General features: G+C 72.0%; 21 protein-coding genes. 10 read left to right on the forward strand and 11 right to left on the reverse strand.

Going from position 1 to position 17986, the window contains the following annotated elements; all coding sequences use genetic code 11:
• Nucleotides 1-26 precede the first annotated feature (26 nt).
• Both crtD and DWB05_RS06010 read left to right on the forward strand, forming a co-directional pair.
• Complete coding sequence (gene crtD / locus DWB05_RS06005; protein WP_232818409.1) at nt 27-1607, forward strand: 1-hydroxycarotenoid 3,4-desaturase CrtD; 1581 nt, start codon at nt 27-29, stop codon at nt 1605-1607.
• On the forward strand, nt 1541-2443 hold the full coding sequence (locus DWB05_RS06010; RefSeq protein ID WP_114375968.1) for a carotenoid 1,2-hydratase: 903 nt from the start codon (nt 1541-1543) through the stop codon (nt 2441-2443). The genes crtD and DWB05_RS06010 overlap by 67 nt, the downstream gene beginning before the upstream one ends.
• A 4-nt stretch (nt 2444-2447) precedes the next feature.
• Here the strand turns inward: DWB05_RS06010 and DWB05_RS15185 are convergent, their stop codons facing one another.
• From DWB05_RS15185 to DWB05_RS06030, 6 genes are all read right to left on the reverse strand, one after another.
• Nucleotides 2448-2570, reverse strand: a complete 123-nt coding sequence (locus tag DWB05_RS15185; protein WP_269815555.1) for a hypothetical protein — start codon at nt 2568-2570, stop codon at nt 2448-2450.
• Nucleotides 2571-2647: 77 nt separating this feature from the next.
• Entirely contained in the window at nt 2648-2815 is a 168-nt protein-coding gene (locus DWB05_RS14625) for a hypothetical protein (RefSeq protein WP_157967093.1), read from the reverse strand.
• A complete protein-coding gene (locus DWB05_RS06015) occupies nt 2785-3477 on the reverse strand; it encodes a class I SAM-dependent methyltransferase (protein WP_157967094.1) in 693 nt (230 codons plus the stop codon). Before DWB05_RS06015 ends, DWB05_RS14625 begins: the two co-directional genes overlap by 31 nt.
• A gap of 26 nt (nt 3478-3503) precedes the next feature.
• Nucleotides 3504-3833: a hypothetical protein gene (locus DWB05_RS06020; protein WP_114375973.1), complete on the reverse strand. Its 330-nt coding sequence runs from the start codon at nt 3831-3833 to the stop codon at nt 3504-3506.
• Nucleotides 3834-4413: 580 nt separating this feature from the next.
• The gene (locus DWB05_RS06025) at nt 4414-5664 is read right to left on the reverse strand and encodes a DUF2336 domain-containing protein (RefSeq protein WP_157967095.1); all 1251 of its coding nucleotides are present in this window, start codon (nt 5662-5664) and stop codon (nt 4414-4416) included.
• 17 nt (nt 5665-5681) lie between these two features.
• Nucleotides 5682-7040, reverse strand: a complete 1359-nt coding sequence (locus DWB05_RS06030) for a sensor domain-containing diguanylate cyclase (RefSeq protein ID WP_114375977.1) — start codon at nt 7038-7040, stop codon at nt 5682-5684.
• Between the two features lie 130 nt (nt 7041-7170).
• On the opposite strand from DWB05_RS06030, the gene dapD reads away from it, so the two are divergent.
• From dapD to DWB05_RS06045, 3 genes are read left to right on the forward strand one after another with little or no spacing between them, the layout of a single operon-like run.
• Nucleotides 7171-8001 (forward strand): 2,3,4,5-tetrahydropyridine-2,6-dicarboxylate N-succinyltransferase, encoded by an 831-nt coding sequence (gene dapD / locus DWB05_RS06035; RefSeq protein ID WP_114375979.1) that lies wholly within the window; start codon nt 7171-7173, stop codon nt 7999-8001.
• On the forward strand, nt 7994-9148 hold the full coding sequence (dapE, locus tag DWB05_RS06040; RefSeq protein WP_232818410.1) for a succinyl-diaminopimelate desuccinylase: 1155 nt from the start codon (nt 7994-7996) through the stop codon (nt 9146-9148). The genes dapD and dapE overlap by 8 nt, the downstream gene beginning before the upstream one ends.
• Nucleotides 9145-9711, forward strand: coding sequence for a hypothetical protein (locus DWB05_RS06045; RefSeq protein ID WP_114375984.1), 567 nt, complete (start codon nt 9145-9147; stop codon nt 9709-9711). The genes dapE and DWB05_RS06045 overlap by 4 nt, the downstream gene beginning before the upstream one ends.
• Before the next feature lie 12 nt (nt 9712-9723).
• Here the strand turns inward: DWB05_RS06045 and truA are convergent, their stop codons facing one another.
• Genes truA through def form a run of 3 tightly spaced genes read right to left on the reverse strand, consistent with a single transcriptional unit; the run spans nt 9724 to nt 11950 of the window.
• A complete protein-coding gene (gene truA / locus DWB05_RS06050; protein WP_114376582.1) occupies nt 9724-10482 on the reverse strand; it encodes a tRNA pseudouridine(38-40) synthase TruA in 759 nt (252 codons plus the stop codon).
• The gene (gene fmt / locus DWB05_RS06055) at nt 10482-11396 is read right to left on the reverse strand and encodes a methionyl-tRNA formyltransferase (RefSeq protein ID WP_114375986.1); all 915 of its coding nucleotides are present in this window, start codon (nt 11394-11396) and stop codon (nt 10482-10484) included. The genes truA and fmt overlap by 1 nt, the downstream gene beginning before the upstream one ends.
• Nucleotides 11393-11950 carry a peptide deformylase gene (gene def / locus DWB05_RS06060; RefSeq protein ID WP_114375988.1) on the reverse strand — a complete coding sequence of 186 codons (558 nt, stop codon included), beginning with the start codon at nt 11948-11950 and terminating at the stop codon, nt 11393-11395. The genes fmt and def overlap by 4 nt, the downstream gene beginning before the upstream one ends.
• 163 nt (nt 11951-12113) lie before the next feature.
• Between def and DWB05_RS06065 the strand changes: the two genes are divergently transcribed.
• The 4 genes from DWB05_RS06065 to pncA all read left to right on the forward strand — a co-directional run bounded on the left by DWB05_RS06065 (nt 12114) and on the right by pncA (nt 14243).
• On the forward strand, nt 12114-12542 hold the full coding sequence (locus DWB05_RS06065; protein WP_232818411.1) for an Hsp20 family protein: 429 nt from the start codon (nt 12114-12116) through the stop codon (nt 12540-12542).
• Between the two features lie 84 nt (nt 12543-12626).
• The gene (locus DWB05_RS06070) at nt 12627-12860 is read left to right on the forward strand and encodes a DUF1150 family protein (RefSeq protein WP_114375995.1); all 234 of its coding nucleotides are present in this window, start codon (nt 12627-12629) and stop codon (nt 12858-12860) included.
• A 256-nt stretch (nt 12861-13116) separates the two neighbouring features.
• Nucleotides 13117-13443: a hypothetical protein gene (locus DWB05_RS06075; protein WP_114375996.1), complete on the forward strand. Its 327-nt coding sequence runs from the start codon at nt 13117-13119 to the stop codon at nt 13441-13443.
• A gap of 89 nt (nt 13444-13532) precedes the next feature.
• Nucleotides 13533-14243, forward strand: coding sequence for a bifunctional nicotinamidase/pyrazinamidase (gene pncA / locus DWB05_RS06080; RefSeq protein WP_114375999.1), 711 nt, complete (start codon nt 13533-13535; stop codon nt 14241-14243).
• Between the two features lie 6 nt (nt 14244-14249).
• On the opposite strand, the gene DWB05_RS06085 is transcribed toward pncA, so the two are convergent.
• Both DWB05_RS06085 and DWB05_RS06090 read right to left on the reverse strand, forming a co-directional pair.
• On the reverse strand, nt 14250-15239 hold the full coding sequence (locus tag DWB05_RS06085) for a 2-dehydropantoate 2-reductase (protein WP_114376001.1): 990 nt from the start codon (nt 15237-15239) through the stop codon (nt 14250-14252).
• Nucleotides 15239-16753 (reverse strand): acyl--CoA ligase, encoded by a 1515-nt coding sequence (locus tag DWB05_RS06090; protein WP_114376003.1) that lies wholly within the window; start codon nt 16751-16753, stop codon nt 15239-15241. The genes DWB05_RS06085 and DWB05_RS06090 overlap by 1 nt, the downstream gene beginning before the upstream one ends.
• Nucleotides 16754-16955: 202 nt before the next feature.
• On the opposite strand from DWB05_RS06090, the gene DWB05_RS06095 reads away from it, so the two are divergent.
• Nucleotides 16956-17966, forward strand: coding sequence for a Bug family tripartite tricarboxylate transporter substrate binding protein (locus DWB05_RS06095; protein WP_114376005.1), 1011 nt, complete (start codon nt 16956-16958; stop codon nt 17964-17966).
• Nucleotides 17967-17986 lie beyond the last annotated feature (20 nt).

Consider the following 17986-nt stretch of genomic DNA (forward strand, 5'->3'; position numbering starts at 1 on the left):
AGCACAATCGCCGCTGCGACGGGACGATGTCGGAGGGGAACGGGATGGGCGGCGAACGGGTGGCGGTGATCGGCGCCGGCATGGGCGGGCTCGCCGCCGCGCTCAGCCTCGCCGCGCGCGGCTTCAGGGTGACGGTGCTGGAGAAGGCCGATCAGCCGGGGGGCAAGATGCGCGCCGTGCCGGCCGGCGAGACGCTGGTCGACGGGGGCCCCACCGTGTTCACCATGCGCTGGATCCTCGACGAGCTGTTGGCCGAGGCGGGCTTTGCCACCGACGAGCACCTCCGCCTCACCCCGCTCGGCGTGCTCGCCCGCCACGCCTGGGACGGGTCGGACGGCGTGTTCGATCTCGCCGCCGACGAGCAGGCGAGTGCGGAGGCGATCGCGCGCTTCGCGGGAGCGGCCGAAGCCCGGGGCTTCCGCGGCTTCGCCGCCCGGGCGGCAGCGATCCATGCCACCCTTGATCGCACCTTCATGCGCGCCGCCCGCCCCAACCCGCTCACCCTGGTCGGGCGGGCGGGACTGGAGGGACTGGCCCGGCTTTGGGGTGTGTCACCCTTCGCCGTGCTGTGGGACGAGCTCGGCAAGCACTTTCGCGACCCACGCCTGCGCCAGCTGTTCGGCCGCTACGCCACCTACTGCGGGGCCAACCCGTTCACCGCCCCCGCCACCTTGATGCTGATCGCCCATGTCGAACAGCGCGGCGTGTGGGCGGTGGAGGGGGGTATGCACACCCTCGCCCGAACCCTCGGCCTGCTCGCCGAACGCGCCGGCGCGACCTTCCGCTTCGGGGCGGAGGTTTCGGAGATCCTCATCGAGGGCGGCCGCGTGGCCGGCGTGCGGTTGGCCGACGGCGAGCGGATCGCCGCCGAACGGGTGGTGGTGAACGCCGACGTCGCCGCCCTCTCGGCGGGGCTGTTCGGCGAGGCCGCGCGCCGGGCCGTGCCCGACCAGGGGCGGGTGCCGCGCTCGCTCTCGGCGCTGACGTGGACCGGGCTCGCCCGCGCGGAGGGGTTCCCGCTGACCCGGCACACGGTGTTCTTCTCGCGCGACTACCGCGACGAGTTCGACCGCATCGCGCGCGGCCACCTGCCGAACGAGCCCACCGTCTATGTGTGCGCGCAGGACCGCGGCGATGACGGGTCGCCCCCGGGCGGGCCGGAACGGCTGCTCGTTCTGGTCAACGCCCCCGCCCGCGGCGATCGCGGCCAACCCACGCGAGAGGAGATCGAGCGATGCGAACAGGCGACCTTCGCGCTTCTGGCACGCTGCGGGTTGAAGATCGCCTGGGAGCCGGGGGCGGTGCGGCGGACCGGCCCGGCGGAGTGGGCGCGGCTGTTCCCAGCGACAGGGGGAGCGCTCTATGGGCGGGACCTCGCGGGGTGGCGCGCCTCGTTCCAGAGGCCGGGGGCGAGAACACGGCTCCCGGGTCTCTACCTGGCGGGGGGGAGCGTGCACCCGGGGCCGGGGGTGCCGATGGCGCTGATGTCGGGGCGCCTCGCTGCCTCGGCCCTAATGGCGGACCACGCTTCGACGCGGCGGTGCCACCGGGCGGCTACGCCTGGTGGTATGTCGATGCGCTCAGCGACGACGGAACCCACGGCCTGACCGTCATCGCCTTCGTCGGTTCCGTCTTCTCGCCCTACTACGCCTGGGCGCGGGGGCGGGGACGAGCCGAGCCGGAAAACCACGTCGCCCTGAACGTCGCCCTCTACGGGCCGCGCGCGCGCTGGACGATGACGGAACGCGGGCGGGCCGCGCTCGCCCGCGACGCGACCAGCTGGCGGGTCGGGCGGTCGTCCCTGGCCTGGGACGGTGCCGCGCTGACCATCGCCATCGACGAGATCGCGGTGCCGTTGCCCCGCCGGGTGCGCGGGGTGGTGCGGGTGCTTCCGGCCGCCCTGCCGGCCAGCCCCTTCGTGCTGGATCCCGGCCGCCGCCACGTCTGGACGCCGCTTGCGCCGCACGCGCGCGTGGAGGTGGCGATGCGCGAACCCGCCCTTCTCTGGTCGGGGCATGGGTATCTCGACTCGAACGCCGGGGCGGAGCCGCTGGAAGACGGGTTCCGCTTCTGGACCTGGAGCCGGGCGACGATCGGGTCGGGCACGGGGGTGCTCTATGATGTCGAACGCCGCGACGGCTCGGCCCTCTCGCTCGCCCTGCTGTTCCGTCCCGACGGGCGGATCGAGGAGCGCGAGGCCCCTCCCCCCGCGCGGTTGCCCGGCACGCTGTGGCGCGTGCCGCGCCCCACCCGAGCCGACGCCGGAACCGACCCGCGCCTCGTGCGCACGCTGGAGGACGCGCCGTTCTACGCGCGGAGCGACGTGGCGAGCCGGCTGTGGGGCAAGGAGGCGCGTGGCGTGCACGAGGCGCTGGCGCTTGATCGCTTCCGGCAGGCCTGGGTGAAGCTGCTGCTGCCGTTCCGCATGCCGCGGCGCGGCTGAGGCCTCAGCGCTCCCTCTCACGCTCCGCCCGCCGCCGCTCGCGCCGAAGAAGCCAGAGCTCGCGAAGCCCCCAGATCAGGGGCAGGGCGAGGAAGATCAGGAATTCGTAGCGGGCGAGGGTCTCCACTCCGTCACCCTAGCACCGAACAAGCGTCCGGCACCGCCGGCGCGCCCAGAGTGCAACGGCCGCCTGTGCGCGATGGTTCAGCCCGTGGGCGATCGGTCGGCCGAAGCGGTGTTCGCGCGGGCCCTCGCCTCCTCCTCGCGCTTGCGGTCCCGCATCAGGTGGTAGCGATCGAGCAGCAGGAGGCCGAGGAGAGGGCCGAACACCAGGAACAGCTTCAGGGCGGCGAAGGAGCCGTTCTCGTCCATGCTCCCGAGGTCGGGGCTCGCCCCTCTCCGTCAAGGGTTGGGCGGCGTGCGATCAGCCGCACCACCGAGGCCTCGCCGCGATGCCCTTCCCCCTCGCCGAGCACGGCCCGACCGCTGCTCAGCTCGATGATGTCGAGGTCGCGGAAATCCCGCTCCAGGGTTGCCGCGTCGTAGCGCGCCTCGTCGCTCTTCGGGCCGCAGTCGCGCCAAGGCCCACGCGCGAAGGCCTCCAGCACCAACAGGCCGCCCGGAGCCAGCGCCTCGCACGCCGCCCGATGCGCCGGGACCCGTTCATCTGCGGAGAGCTGCAGGAAGATCAGCAGCACGAGGTCGAAGCTCGCCGCCGGCGGGCGCCATCGCGTGACGTCCGCCTCGATCAGCGTCAGGCGAACGCACGCTTCGGCAGCGAGCGAAGCGGCGCGGGCGAGCGCGGTCGGGGCGAAATCGACTGCGGTGACCGAGAGCCCCCGTCGCGCGAGCCATACCGCGTTCCGCCCCTCGCCTTCGCCGAGCGAGAGGGCGCGCCCCTGCCGCGGCAGGACGGAGTCAAGGCTGGCCAGCCAGGCGCTGGGTTCGCGGCCGAACAGCCAAGGCCCGTCGCGGTAGCGGGCTTGCCAGCGGTCGCGCCACTCGCCCATGCGGTTCGGCTGCTGGACCCTCACGCCACCGCTGCTGCCCACCGCGCGGCCTAGTCAGGACGGCGGTCGCGGCGGCGTTGCCGTCCGTCGGAGCGGGCGAGCGCACGCAGGGCTTCCCAGGCGGAGGCCTCGAGCGCGGCCCGAACTTCCGCCGGCAGCGGCGTCTGCGCCAAGGCGTCGGTGGCGCGCAAGGCAGCGACGATCAGAGGGCCGATCGCACGCCCGTCCTTGCCCTGCCGCACCAATTCGGCGCACAGCACGGCCTCCTCGGCGGCCCAAGCCGCGCTGGGGTCGCTCGCGGGCGATGCGACGGGCCGCCCCGGTCGCTCGACGGCGAAATCTCCTAAGGTGAGCCTCGCCTCGCCCTCCGTGCCGATCATCGTCTTTCCGTCCCCGGCAGAACCCGCGTTCAGCGTGCCGGAGCGGACATCCGATGTGTGTGATCCGTATCACACCGAGAAGGCCGCGGATCGGGTTTCCTGTGTGGTTGCCGCCCGGACGGCAGGTTTCCGACGCCCGGTCGGGCTTTCGTCGCCCTCCGTTCCGGCGGCGAGGCGTTGGCCGCTGCGCTGGGAGGGCTTCCTCACCGCAAGGGCACCGTGCACGGCGCCGTTCCGGCACCGCCTGGCCGCAGGATCGGCCACCCCCACGCGTGCTTCCCGCGGGACGTGATGGCGTCCCAAGGCGGCGTCGCAACATGCCCTGAAGCAGCCGGAACGCGCTGACCGTCCGCCCCACACTGGTCGCGACCGTGGCGGCCCCGTCGGCTCGCGTCGGACCGGGACGGAACGGCAGCCCCCGCACCGGGTCACTTGGTCGGAGAGTCAGAGCACTGCCGGAAACGGTGCGCCGACCAGCCCTACCCAGGACGCCGCGCTCGTCATCCCGCCGCCGCGGGGCCCGACCAGGCTTGCCTTGGCTGCGGACGTCGGGAAACGCCGCCCGCGGCTGGCTACCCGCTCAGGCGCGGGCGCGGCTTTCGCGCATCAGGAAGGCGAGCTGCCAACGCATCTCGTCTTCGGACAGCGGCCAGCCGTCATCGACAGCGACCAGCATGCCGGAGGGGGGCAGACGACCGAGCAAGGCCTGCACCGGCTCCAGCACCTTGGGCGAAAACCCGCCCTTCCAACAGAGCGAAACGAGCCCCTTGGCCGAGCGCAGCGTGGCGGCGCGGTCGACCACCGCGAGGGGGAGCGAAGCGGCGCGCGCCAGCATGGCGGCGACCAGGCGGGCCTCGCCGCGCGTCGCCGCCGCCAGCAGTGTGGTGTCGTCCAGCAGGCCGCGCGTGGTGAGCTCGGTTGCCTTCGCCATCGCCTCGGCCGGTTGCGGGCGGTCGGACCGGTGAGTCGGGATTTCCGGTCCACGCCAAGCGATCTGCTTCACGGTCTGTCGCCGCAAGAACTCGGCAGTGGCCTCGTCGAGGTCCGGCCGCTCCGCCAGCGCGCGCACCAGGTGGTCGGCCACGATGGCCGCCAGCGCGCGCGCCGCCCGCGGTGACAGTTTCGGCCGCCGGACCAGCGGCTCATGCCACTCGACGTGATCGGCAGCCTGCGCGATCAGGGAATCCAGGGTGGCCTCGCGGATCTGCGCCGACCCGTTGCGCAGCAGCGCGACGATTGCCGGGCTCGAGGCGGTGGCGGCGATCGCGTCGGAGACGGTCTCGTTCAGGTGCGGCCGGCGGGCGATCGCGGCGAGGGCATCGGGGTTCGGCGGCTGATCGATCAGCCCGAGCAGGTCCTCCGTGGTCAGCAGGGGCGAAAATTCCAGCACCGGCCCGCACACCGGGATCTCGACGTCGCGCGCAAGACGCAGGATCAGGTCCCGCGGCGCGTCCGGCATGTCCTTGACCACATCGGCGATCGCGGCGCGCACGGAGACGGCGGCGTCCTCCACCAGCTTCTGCAGCGTCTCGTATGTCAACCGCTGCAGCCGGTCGCGGCTTTCGGCATCGAGGGTGGGCGCGAGGGCGGCGATCTTGCGGGCCAGCGCCGTGCGCACCTGCTCGTCGGCATCCTCGGCGAGCAGACGGTTGGCCTGGGCCGGCGTGGTGTCGTTGGCGGCGACGGCGGCTCTGACCACGCCTTCCTGATCGGCAGCGAGATAGAACAGGAGCTCGGGCGGCATGTCGCTGCGGCGAGCGAGGGCGGCGCGCTCCTCCACCGTGCCCGCGCGGGCGATGCGCTTCGCCTCCTCGTACTCGTTGGCGTTCATCCTCGCCCTCGCTGCCATCATGGCGCGACCGACCACCCCGCTTTGCCGCCACGCTTCACTGCGTACATCGCGGTGTCGGCACGCATGAGCAGGTGGCCGACGGTCTCGTCGCCGGCCGTGCGCACGGCGATGCCGATCGACAGGGACAACGTGACGTCCGGCGGGGCGGTGTGCGCGAGGGCAAGCCGCGCGTCGGCGACCAGGCGTTCGGCGCGCGCCACCGCGATCGCCTGGTCCGCCCCGTCGAGCCAAAGCGCGAATTCGTCGCCGCCGAGCCGCGCGACCAGGTCCGTCGGCCGGACGGCGGCGCGCAGCAGTTCGGCGGCCGCCCGGATGGCGGCATCACCCGCGTCGTGGCCGAGGCGATCGTTGACCTGCTTGAGGTTGTCGAGATCGACGAACAGCAGGGCGCCGGGGCGCCGTTCGCGCGTGAGGCGATCGAACCGGCGCTCGAGCTCCTCGAGGAAGGCGCGTCGGTTGAGCAGGCCCGTGAGCGGATCGGTGCGGGCCTGGCGCAGCATCTCGGCCTGCATGGTGTCCTGGGCGAGGATGAGGCCGACGAAATCGCCGGCAGCGGCGACCAGATGCTGCTCCTCCTCGTCCCAGCCGCGTCCACCCACCGCACGCCAGACCAACAGCATGCCGAGCTCCCCCCCCGGCTGACGGGCGGCAACGGCCAGCAAGGGGCCCGAGCGAGGCGGTGTCTCGGTCCAGGCACCGGCGCCGAGGTGCGGCAAGAGCCGTGTGGCCACGGCGACCAGCCCGTCGATGCCCTGGCCGTCCTTCGCCACCACGGCGAGCCCGCCGTTGCGCTCGGCCAGAACCGCCGCCCCCGCCGCGCCGAGCGCGGGGAGCATGGCGCGCACCGCCGCGCGCAGCATGTCGCGGGCCAGGATTTCGGTGCGGGCCTCCTGCAGGATGGCGTCGATCAGCGCCTCGCGACGCAGCGCGGCGGCGAGGCAGGCCGACCGCTTCTCCTCCTCGGTCACGTCGCGCGCCACACCGCGCGCCCCGCTGACCCGCCCGGCGCCATCGAACAAGGGGACGGCGGCGAAGGAGAGGCAGACGAGTTCGCCGTCGGCCCGCCGCAGCCAGGCCCTCGCGCCCCGCCGCTGTTCGACCGGCCGGAAGGGGCTGAAGGCGGGCTTGCCGGTCGCCGCCTCGGCAAGCAGATCCTCGGCCGGGCGACCGAGCAGTTCGGCCGCCGCCCAGCCCAGCGCCGGGTCGGGATGGACGAAGGTCAGTCTGCCCTCCTCGTCCGTCTCCCAGGCGAAATCCGCGGCCATGGCGACGAAGTCCCGCCAGCGCTGGCGGCTGTCGAGCAGGGCGGCGCGGAGCGCCGCGTCGGCCGAGGACGGGAGGAGCTGGACGGTCATGGTCTCCCCAAGCGCGGAGGCGACGCCAGTAGAACGCCGCGATCGTTAACGCGGGGTTGCCGCCGTCCTCGTTGACACCGGGCGAGGCCGTCGCGAGGGTGCCGCCGCGGACGGCTGGAAGGAACGGAGCATGCACGCCACGCTGGCGCAGGACATCGAGGCGCTGTGGGACCAGCGCAGTGAACTCTCGCCCGAGACCGGGGGGGCGGCACGGGCGGCAGTCGAGGCCGCCCTCGACCTGCTCGACTCGGGTGCCGCTCGGGTGGCGGAACCGACCCCCTCGGGTTGGATCGTGCACCAGTGGCTGAAGAAGGCCGTCCTGCTCTCCTTCCGCCTCAACGATTCGGTTCCCGTCGCCACCCACCCGGGCGCTTTCGACAAGGTTCCCCTCAAGTGCACCGACTGGGACGAGACCCGCTTCCGCGAGGCGGGCTTCCGTGCCGTGCCGGGCAGCGTGGTGCGCCGCTCCGCCTATGTCGCGCCGGGCGTCGTCCTGATGCCGTGCTTCGTCAATGTCGGCGCCTATGTCGATCGCGGCACGATGATCGACACCTGGGCCACCGTCGGCTCCTGCGCGCAGATCGGCAAGAACTGCCACATTTCGGGTGGCGTCGGGATCGGCGGCGTGCTCGAGCCGCTGCAGGCGAACCCCGTGATCATCGAGGACGATTGCTTCATCGGCGCGCGCTCGGAGGTGGCGGAGGGGGTGATCGTCGAGCGGGGCTCGGTGCTGGCGATGGGCGTGTTCCTCGGCGCCTCGACCAAAATCATCGACCGCGCGACCGGCGAGGTCTTCATCGGTCGCGTGCCGGCCTATTCCGTCGTCGTACCCGGCACGCTGCCCGGCCGGCCGCTGCCCGACGGGTCGCCCGGGCCCGGGCTCGCCTGCGCGGTGATCGTCAAGCGCGTGGATGAGCGCACGCGCGCCAAGACCTCGATCAACGACCTGTTGCGTGACTGACACGATTGCCTTCGCCGGTGCGGATCTCGCCGACCCGCTGCCGCTCGCGCAGGCGCTGATCCGCTGCCCCTCCGTCACCCCCGAAGACGCGGGCGCGATCGATGTCGTGCGCCAGGCGCTGATGCGTCTTGGCTTCGCCTGCACGGAGCTGACGTTCGGCCGGGTGCGCAACCTCTCTGCGCGCTTGGGCGACGGCCCGGCGGCGTTCTGTTTCGCCGGCCACACGGACGTCGTGCCAACCGGTGCCGCCGCCTGGAGTGTCGATCCGTTCGCCGCCGAGGTTCGCGACGGCGTGCTCTATGGCCGTGGTGCGGTGGACATGAAGGGCAACATCGCCGCCTTCCTCGCCGCCACCGCCCGCCTCCTTTCCCGCACGCGCGCCTTGCGCGGCGCGATCGCCCTCGTCATCACCGGCGACGAGGAAGGGGAAGCGATCGACGGCACGGCGAAGGTGGTCGAGTGGCTCGCCGCGCGCGGGGAGATGCCGCGCTTCGTGCTGGTGGGGGAACCCACCTCGGTCGCCGTGCTCGGCGACACGGTGAAGATCGGCCGGCGCGGCAGCCTCACCGCCCGGCTCGCGGTGGACGGCGTGCAGGGGCACGTCGCCTATCCGCAGCGGGCCGACAATCCGGTGCATCGTCTGGTGCGGATCATGCACGAGCTGATCGCGCGTCCGCTCGACGAGGGCACCGCGTGGTTCGAACCCTCCTCCTTGCAGATCACCTCGATCGATGTCGGCAACCCGGTGGGCAACGTCATCCCCGCGCGCGCGGAGGCCCGCCTCGCCATCCGCTTCAACGACCGCCACACGCGCGCCTCGCTGGAAGCGATGCTGCGCACGACGGCCGAACGACATGCGCAACGGTTCACCCTCGAAATCGCCTGCTCGGGCGAGGCCTTCCTCACCGAACCGGGGCCCGAGGTGGCGCGGCTGACCCGCGCCATCGCCGCCGCCTCTGGTGTGACGCCGCGCCTCGATACGGGGGGCGGGATCTCGGATGCGCGCTTCTTCGCCCCGCTCTGCCCGGTCGCCGAGTTCGGTCTCGTCGGCAGCACCATGCACCAAGCCGACGAGCGGGTGCCGGTAGCCGAGCTGCGCGCTCTGAGCGCGATCTACGAGCGCGTGCTCGAGGACTTCGTCGCGTGAGCGTGCGCCACACGGCAGCCGGGCTCGCCTGCGCCTTCCTGATGGCGCGCGGCCGGGCCGAGGGGCTTCGCCTGCTCGACGGTTCCGCCGCGACGGCGTGGCGCAGCTTCCTCGCCATGCTGATCGCCGCTCCGATGTATCTCGGGCTGAAGGTCGTCTCCACCCCGCCCTTGCCGCGCGGCATCGACCCCGTTCGGCTCGTCGCGGCGGAGGCGATCGGCTACGTCGTCAGCTGGTTCGCGACCGCCCTCGTCATGCTGGCGGTGGCGCGCGTGCTCGATCGCGAGGCGCGCTGGCCGCTGTTTGTCGCCGCGTGGAACTGGTCGAACGTGGTGCAGCTCGCCGTCTTCCTCGCCGCCGCCGTGGTCGCCTCCGCCTTGCCGGCCGCCCTTGCGGGTGGGGTGACCTTCGCAGCCCTCGGTTACGTGCTGTGGCTGCAATGGTTCGTCGCGCGCGAGGCCTTCGTCATCCCGGGGCCGCGGGCGGCCGCCGTGGTCGGGGTCGATCTCGTGCTGGGGCTGTTCCTCTCCGGGCTCACGCTCTCGCTCGGCACCGCGCGCTGAGGCTGATCCGCCTCAGGCGAACGGATCAGGGTCATAGCGGATGGCGGTCAGGGTGAGCCCTTCCGCCGGCGCGGTCGGCCCGGCGGCGGAACGGTCGCGAGCGGCGAGGATGCGCGGCATGTCGTCCGGCGAAAGCCTGCCTTCGCCGACCAGTTTCAAGGTTCCCACGATGTTGCGCACCTGGTGGTGGAGGAAGGAACGCGCCTCGGCGATGACGAGGATCGTTTCGCCCTCGCGCAGGATCTCGAGCCGATCGAGCGTCTTCACCGCCGAGGCGGCCTGACAGGCGGCGGCGCGGAAGGAGGTGAAGTCGTGCCGGCCGATCAGGTGGCGGGCGGCGTCCCGCATCGCGTCGAGATCGAGCGCGTGCTTGACGTGCCACACGCGTCCCGAGGCGAGGGCCGGGCGAGCGCGGCGGTTCAGGATCGCGTAACGATAGGCCCGCCCCTTGGCCGAGAAGCGGGCGTGGAACGCGTCGGGCACGCGGGCGGCCGCGCGCACCGCGATCCGCGCTTGCCCGAGGTGGAAGTTGAGCGCCTCGGCGAGGCGGTCGGGCTCGAGGGTGCGGTCGAGGTCGAGATGGGCGACCTGGCCTTCGGCATGGACGCCGGCGTCGGTTCGCCCCGCAGCGATGATCTCCGGCACCGCGCCGCCGGCGAGGCTTGCGGCCGCCTCCTCCATCGCCTGCTGCACCGAGGGCCCCGTCGCTTGCCTCTGCCAGCCGACGAAGCCCGCCCCGTCGTATTCGATGAGCAGCGCGTAGCGCGGCATCAGGAGAAGCGCGTGCCCGGGGCGAGCCTGAGTCCGCGCAAGCACGCCGCGGCCTCCTGGGCGGCCCGTCCCGGCCTCTGCAGGCGCAGGAGGCGGAGCACCGTGCCGTCTCCGCAGGCCACACGGCCCGCGTCGTCGAGCAGGGTGCCCGGTGCGGCCTCGCATCGTTCCTCGACCGGTTCGGCGGCGAGAACCTTCACCGTCTCCGTCCCGACCCGCGCGGTGGTACCAGGCCAGGGGTCGAAGGCGCGGACCTTGCGGTCGATCTCCCAAGCGGGCCTCGTCCAGTCGATCGCACCGTCGGCGCGGGAGAGCTTGGGCGCGTAGGTCACGCCCTCGGCGGGCTGCGGCACGGCGGGCGGATCCTCGGCCAGCGCACGCAGGATCAGCCGCGCGCCGACCTCCGCCAGGCGATCGTGCAGGCTGGCGGCGGTATCCCGCGGACCGATCGGCACGGCTTCCTTGAGCAGCATCGGCCCCGTATCGAGGCCCTCGTCCATGCGCATGATGGTGATGCCGGTCTCGGCATCGCCGGCGAGGATCGCGGCCTGGATCGGGGCGGCCCCGCGCCAGCGGGGGAGCAGGGAGGCGTGGATGTTGAGGCAGCCGCGGCGCGGCGCCTCCAGCATCGGCTTCGGCAGGATCAGGCCGTAGGCGGCGACGACGGCGGCATCGAGCCCGAGGGAGGCGAAGAAACGATGCTCGTCCGTGTCGTTCCTCAGGCGCACGGGCGTGCGCACGGGCAGCGCGAGCGCTTCGGCCGCGCGCTGCACCGCGCACTTCGTCTCCTTCAGCCCCCGCTCGGCCGGTTTCGGCGGTTGGCAGTAGACGGCGACAATGTCGTGCCCCGCCTCCGCCAGGGCGCGCAGGGCGGGAACGGCGAAATCCGGACTGCCGAAGAAGGCGAGCCTCACGCTCGCCGGGCGTCCTTCTCGCGCTGGCGCTTGGCGAGCCGGCGCATGATCATGTTCCGCTTCAGCGCCGAGATGTGATCGACGAACAGGATGCCGTCGAGATGGTCCGTCTCGTGCTGGAAGCAGCGCGCGAGCAGCCCCTCGAGCGCCCCCTCGTGCCGGGCCCCTGTCTCATCGAGCCATCGGGCGCGGATGGCGCGTGGGCGGGTGACGTCCGCGTATTGGTCGGGGAAGGACAGACACCCCTCCTCGCGCGTCTCCACCTCGGCCGAACGCTCGAGGATCTCGGGATTGATCACCACCATCGGCTCCCGCCGCCCGTCCGTCTGCAGGTCGATGACGAACAGGCGGAGGGAGAGGCCGACCTGTGGTGCTGCAAGCCCGATGCCGGGGGCGGCGTACATGGCGGCGAACAGGCGGGGGATCGCCTCACGCACCGTCGCTTGGTCGGCAGGGCCGATCACGGCGGCCTTGCGGCGCAGCGCCGGGTCGGGCGCGATCAGGATCGGCAGGGGCGCGGCGTCGGCGACCGCCGCGACGAGGGTTTCGTCCATGCCCGGGGAGGTAGCGCCGAGGCCGCGCCCTCGCAACGGGAGGCTCGGTCTGACCGCAGCACTCCTCCCTTGCAACGCCCGGACCATCTTCCCATTTACCGGATGCGCGGGGTGCCTTCGGGGCCCTGCGCGCAAGGCCCGCTCGCGACGAGGAGGCAGACCCGTGTCCCGCACCTTCCCCTTCGGCAGCCCGCTCTTCCTGGGCTTCGACCATCTCGAGCAGATGCTCGAACGCCTCTCGAAGAACGGAGGCGACACCTACCCGCCCTACAACATCGAACAGACCGGGCCGAACAGCCTGCGCATCACGCTGGCGGTGGCCGGGTTCACGATGGACGACCTCTCGATCACGCTGGAGGACAGCCAGCTCGTGATCCGCGGCAAGCAGGCCGATGACGGGCAGAACCGGGTGTTCCTGCACCGCGGCATCGCCGCGCGGCAGTTCCAGCGCACCTTCGTGCTCGCCGAAGGAATCGAGGTGAAGGGCGCGTGGCTGGACAACGGCCTGCTGCACATCGACCTCGTTCGCCCGCAGCCGGAAAGCCGGGTGAAGCCGATCCGGATCACCCCGCGTCCGGCCGAGGGCGTCTGAGCGGGCGGACCATGACCAAGCCGGGGCTCGTCAAGGGACCGGCAACCAGGGCGCGGCCATGATGGCGCGCGGAAGGACCGAGCGATGAACACGCAGAAGGAAAAGCACCCAGTCCGCAACTTCCCCATTCCCACCCCGGAGCAGCTCGCCGCCCTCGGCGTGGGTGGCCTCGCGTACGTCCGGCCGGTGATCGTCAACGGGCAGACGGCCTACGCGATCTTCTCGGCGGACGGGCAGCAGATCGGCTTGGCGCCGAACCGGCCGCTGGCGGATGCGGCGATCGTGCAGCATGAGATGATCCCGGTCAGCGTGCACTGAGGCGCCGGGGCGAAGTCAGGCAGCGGGCGAGGACGGAACCCTCGCGGGAAACGCGGCGCGGGGGCGCGGGCGGTGGCGTCGCCACCGCCGCTTGCGCCCGATCGAACTCCTTCCGCGAAGCGCGTGCCAGTCTGCCGCATGGCCGACCCCATCGCCCGCCTCGCCGCGGAGATCCGCCGCCCCCTGCCCGACCCGGCCCCGCTCGCCGAACTCGTCCCTGCCGCGCTGGCTTGGCCGACGCCTGCTGATCACTCTCATGCGACGCCGCGCCGCGCTGGCCCGGCTGGCGCGACCGATCCGTTCCTCCTCCGCGCTGGCGATCGTGGTCTCCGACCGTGACGAGCCCGCCGGCTGGTTGGCCGCCGGCCGTCTCCACGCCCGCTTCGCCCTGGCGGCGACCGCGCTCGGCCTCGCCCACGCCCACATCAACCAGGCGGTCGAGGTGCCCGACCTTCGCCAAGCACTCGCCGCCGCACTCGACCTTGGCGGCAAACGACCGGATCTTGTGCTTCGTCTCGGCAGCGGCCCCGCCCTGCCGATGTCGCTGCGCCGTCCGGTCGAGGCGGTGATCGAGCCGGGCTGAGGCCTTCGCGGCCACAGCATGCTGGCGGGACGAACCTCCCTCGCGCTACGCTCGCGCATGGTGTCGAAGACGGAGGCGGAGGTGCGACGATGCCGACCACACGCCGAACCCTGGTCGCGGCGGCGGCCGCCGCGCCAACCTTGCTCGCCGCTCGCCCCGCGATGAGCCGCCCCGACACCGCCCGCCCCGACCTCGCCCTGATCGTGGTCGACGTCCAGGTCGGGTTCATTCCCGGTGGCAACCTGCCGGTGCCGAAAGGCGACGAGGTGGTGCCGCTGATCAACCGCCTCGCCGCGCGCTACCGCAACGTGCTGCTCACACAGGACTGGCACCCGGCCGACCATCTCTCCTTCGCCTCGCAGCACCCGGGGCGGAAGCCGTTCGAGACGGTTCAGATGCCCTACGGCACGCAGGTGCTGTGGCCGGACCACTGCGTGATGGGCACGCGCGACGCCGATTTCGCCCCCGGTCTCGACATCCCGCACGCGCAACTCGTCATCCGCAAGGGCTATCGGCGCGAGGTCGATTCCTACTCTGCCTTCCTCGAGGCGGATCGGGCGACGAAGACCGGGCTCGATGGGTATCTCGCGTCGCGCGGCATCCGCGAGGTGCATCTCTGCGGCCTCGCCACCGACTTCTGTGTCGCCTGGAGTGCGCTCGATGCGCGCCGCTTCGGGCTTGCCTGCGCCGTGATCGAGGATGCCTGCCGCGCGATCGATCTCGACGGGTCGCTGGCCCGCGCCTGGGCGGAGATGGAACGCGCCGGCGTGGCGCGCCTCACCTCGTCGGCCGTGCTCTGACGCGCCTCAGCCGGGCGGCGGGTAGAGCCCCGCCGCCCGCGCGCGAGCCCGCAAAAGCGCGAGCACGGTGCGGCAGGTCGGCGCCGGAACGCCTGTGAGGTCGGCGAACTCCACCACCACGCCGAGGAGCGCATCGATCTCCATCGGCCGGCCGCGCTCGAGGTCCTGCAGCATGGAGGTGCGATGCGCCCCCACCTCCGCCGCCCCGGCGATGCGCTTGTCGACATCGATGCCGAAACGGATGCCCAAGGCCTCGCCGATCGCCTGCGCCTCCACCATCATCGCCCGACAGACTGCGCGCAATTCGGGGTCACCGGTCAGTACATCCAACGTCTGCAGGGTGAGGGCGGAGACAGGATTGAAGGTCAGGTTGCCCCACAGCTTGACCCAGATCTCGTCGCGGATGCGCGGTCGCACGGGCGCCTTGAAGCCGGCGCCGATCAGCGCCTCGGAGAGCTTCTGCGCCCGCTCGCTCTTCGACCCATCGGGTTCGCCGAGCGAGAAGCGGTCGCCGTAGGTGTGCTCGACCACCCCGGGCTCCACCACCTCGGCCGCGGGGTAGACGACGCAGCCGATGCAGCGTTCGGGTGGCAGGAGGCGCAGGAGTTTGCCGCCCGGATCCACGCTCTCGACGTGACGGCCGTCGAACGGCCCGCCGTGCTTGTGGAAATACCACCACGGAATCCCGTTCACGCCCGAAACGATCGCGGTGTCGGGGCCAAAGAGGGGCTGCATCGCCTCGGCCACCCCGGGCAGGGAATGCGCCTTCAGGGTGACGACGACGTAGTCCTGCGGCCCGGCCTCGGCGGCGGTGGCCACCGCGCGCGGGCGGGTGACGATCTCCGCACCTTCCGAGCGCAGAACGAGGCCCTTCTCCTGCATGGCGGCCAGGTGCGGCCCGCGCGCGATCACCGTCACCTCGTGCTCGCCCTTGTGCGCGAGGCGGGCCGCCATCAACCCGCCGATCGCGCCCGCCCCGAAAATGCAGATCCGCATCAGAACCGCACCCCGAGCTTCTCGGCGAGCCCGATGCGCTGCAGCTTGCCGGTCGCTCCCTTCGGGATTTCGGGCACGAACACGATCCGCCTCGGCACCTTGAAGTCGGCGAGGCTTCGGGCGGCGAAGTCACGCAAGCCCTGCTCGCTCACCTCCATGCCGTCGCGCAGCACCACCGCCGCCGCCACCTCCTCGCCGAGCTTCGGGTGGGGGGCGGCGAAGGTGAGCGCCTGCGCCACCGCCGGGTGGGCCGAGAGCACATTGTCGACCTCGAGCGGGCTCACCTTTTCCCCGCCACGGTTGATCAGTTCCTTCAGCCGCCCGGTCAGCGTGAGATAGCCGTCGGCATCGAAGGCGCCCTGATCGCCGGTGCGGAACCAGCCATTGGTGAAGGCCTTGGCGTTCGCTTCCGGGTTGTTCTCGTAGCCCTTGGTCACGTTGGGGCCGCGAATGACCACCTCACCGGTCGCCCCTTGCGGCAGGAGGTTTCCTGCCTCGTCCATGATCGCGATCTCTGGCCCGGCCGGCAGGCCGACCGAGCCCGGCTTGCGCGGCCCGGCCAGCGGATTGGAGGCCATCTGGTGCGAGGCCTCGGTCATGCCGTAGCTCTCGACGAGCGGGCAGGAGAAGGTCTCCTCCAGCTTCAGCATCACCGGCGCGGGCAGCGACGCCGAGGACGAGCGGAGGAAGCGCAGTTTCGCCCGCGCAATCACCTCGCCATTCCGGTCGGCCCGGGCGAGGATCGCCTGGTACATGGTCGGCACCGCGGTGATCCAGGATGGCCTCTCCTCATCGAGCTGGCGGAAGAAGCGCAGCGCATCGAAGCCCCCGGTGCAGATCACCGCCCCACCGCCGTGCATCGAGGCGAGCACGGCGGCGACCAGGCCGTGGATGTGGAAGAGCGGCATGATGTTGAGGCACGCATCCGCGGGCGAGAGTGCCAGCGTGGTGGCGATGTGGTTGGCCGAGGCGCAGAGATTGGCCTGGGTGAGCGGAACGATCTTCGGCCGCGCCGTGGTGCCCGAGGTGTGCAGCACGAGGGCGACGTCGTCCGTGCCGGCCGGCCCCGGGTTCGCCGCCGAGCCGGGTGAGCCGCCTTCCAACGTGAAATCGCCGGCCGCCTCGCCGGGCACCAGTTCCAGCACCGGAACATCGAGCCGCGCCGCCGCCGCCCGCGCCGCCGTCTCCGCCCCCTTCAGCACGATCAGCGCCTTGGCGCGCAGATCCTCGAGATAGAAGGCGAATTCGTCCTCGCGATAGGCGGGGTTGAGGGGCGCGGTGGTGGCGACGGTGGCGACCGCGAGGAAGGCGGCCGCCATCTCGGGCCCGTTCGGCAGCACGATCGCCACCCGATCGCCCCGGCCGATGCCGAGCGCGTTCAGCCTCGCGCGCGTGCGTTCGGCCAAGTCGACGAGGGCAGCGGAGGTGAGCGGGGCGCGTCCGGGGGCGCGCAAGGCGACCGAGGCGGGGTCGCGGGCGGCGATCAGGTCGGCAAGCGTGGCGTGAGCGGGCATCGGGCGACTTTCGACGATGGAGCGCGGGACGGATGCAGCGGGACCGCCCGCGGCGCAAGCCCCCGGATCGGCGGACAGCTATTCTGTTGCGCCGCAATGTAAATTTGCGACAGGACTTTTCGTTTGATTTACCACCTGCGCAACCCTATTTCCCCGCCCTTGTCCGATGAGAGCCCGGCTCGACCACACGCAAGGGGATGGCATGACGTCTCGACGCACGCTGTTCGGCGCGGCAGCACCTTTGTTCGCCGTCTCGCTCGCGCTCGCCGCCCTGCCCGAGCGGGCGGCGGCGCAAGCCTGGGAGCCCTCGCGGCCGATCACCATCCTCGTGCCCGCCGGCACGGGTGGCGGGGCGGATCAGATGGCGCGCGCCATCCAGGGCATCGTTTCCAAGCACAACCTCGCCCGCCAGCCGATCGTGGTGCAGAACAAGCCGGGCGGGGCCGGCGCCGAAGCCTTCCTCGAGGTGAAGAACAGCCGCGGCAACCCACACCTTCTGGTCATCACGCTGTCGAACCTGTTCACCACGCCGCTGGCCACCGGCGTACCGGTGTCCTGGCGCGACATGACGCCGATCAAGATGATGGCGCTCGATCAGTTCGTGCTCTGGGTGCACGCGGAGAGCCCCTGGCGCACCGTGCCCGAGTTCATCGCCGCCGCGCGCGAGGGCCGGCTGCGCATGGGCGGCACCGGCTCGCGCCAGGAAGACCAGATCATCACGGTGGCGATCGAACGCGCCACGGGGGCCCGTTTCACCTACGTGCCGTTCCGCGGCGGCGGCGAAGTCGCCGTGCAGCTCGTCGGCCGGCACGTCGATTCCACCGTCAACAACCCGATCGAGGCGGTACAGCACTGGCGCTCCGGCACGCTGCGCCCGCTCTGCGTGTTCGACACGCAGCGCCTGACCGTGACCGACAAGGTGACGGAGACCATGGCCTGGTCGGACATTCCGACCTGCCGGGAATCCGGGCTCGACGTCGAGTACCTGATGCTGCGTGGCATCTTCGGCGCCCCCGGCATCGCACCCGCCGTGGTGCAGTATTACGTGAACCTGCTCGATCGCGTGCGCGCCACCCCCGAGTGGCAGCAGCTGATGACCGAGGGCGCGTTCAACCTGACCACGATGACCGGCGAGCCCTTCGCGCAGTGGGTGGCGCGCGAGGAGGAGCGGCACCGCAGCCTGATGGCGGAAGCGGGCTTCCTCGCCCGTTGACCGCGCGCCTCGTTCCGGAT

Origin of the sequence: Elioraea thermophila (ex Habib et al. 2022) (assembly GCF_003336755.1) — a bacterium.
Taxonomy (GTDB): Bacteria; Pseudomonadota; Alphaproteobacteria; order Acetobacterales; family Acetobacteraceae; genus Elioraea; species Elioraea thermophila.

What these genes read in the sequence shown, in the direction of transcription:
- crtD (WP_232818409.1), top strand. Translation starts at nt 27, where the DNA reads ATGTCGGAGGGGAACGGGATGGGCGGCGAACGGGTGGCGGTGATCGGC.
- truA (WP_114376582.1), bottom strand. Translation starts at nt 10,482, where the DNA reads ATGCCGCGCTACGCGCTGCTCATCGAATACGACGGGGCGGGCTTCGTC.
- DWB05_RS06090 (WP_114376003.1), bottom strand. Translation starts at nt 16,753, where the DNA reads ATGCCCGCTCACGCCACGCTTGCCGACCTGATCGCCGCCCGCGACCCC.
- DWB05_RS06085 (WP_114376001.1), bottom strand. Translation starts at nt 15,239, where the DNA reads ATGCGGATCTGCATTTTCGGGGCGGGCGCGATCGGCGGGTTGATGGCG.
- dapD (WP_114375979.1), top strand. Translation starts at nt 7,171, where the DNA reads ATGCACGCCACGCTGGCGCAGGACATCGAGGCGCTGTGGGACCAGCGC.
- DWB05_RS14625 (WP_157967093.1), bottom strand. Translation starts at nt 2,815, where the DNA reads ATGGACGAGAACGGCTCCTTCGCCGCCCTGAAGCTGTTCCTGGTGTTC.
- def (WP_114375988.1), bottom strand. Translation starts at nt 11,950, where the DNA reads ATGGACGAAACCCTCGTCGCGGCGGTCGCCGACGCCGCGCCCCTGCCG.
- DWB05_RS06025 (WP_157967095.1), bottom strand. Translation starts at nt 5,664, where the DNA reads ATGAACGCCAACGAGTACGAGGAGGCGAAGCGCATCGCCCGCGCGGGC.
- DWB05_RS06075 (WP_114375996.1), top strand. Translation starts at nt 13,117, where the DNA reads ATGCGACGCCGCGCCGCGCTGGCCCGGCTGGCGCGACCGATCCGTTCC.
- DWB05_RS06070 (WP_114375995.1), top strand. Translation starts at nt 12,627, where the DNA reads ATGAACACGCAGAAGGAAAAGCACCCAGTCCGCAACTTCCCCATTCCC.
- pncA (WP_114375999.1), top strand. Translation starts at nt 13,533, where the DNA reads ATGCCGACCACACGCCGAACCCTGGTCGCGGCGGCGGCCGCCGCGCCA.
- DWB05_RS06030 (WP_114375977.1), bottom strand. Translation starts at nt 7,040, where the DNA reads ATGACCGTCCAGCTCCTCCCGTCCTCGGCCGACGCGGCGCTCCGCGCC.
- DWB05_RS06020 (WP_114375973.1), bottom strand. Translation starts at nt 3,833, where the DNA reads ATGATCGGCACGGAGGGCGAGGCGAGGCTCACCTTAGGAGATTTCGCC.
- DWB05_RS06095 (WP_114376005.1), top strand. Translation starts at nt 16,956, where the DNA reads ATGACGTCTCGACGCACGCTGTTCGGCGCGGCAGCACCTTTGTTCGCC.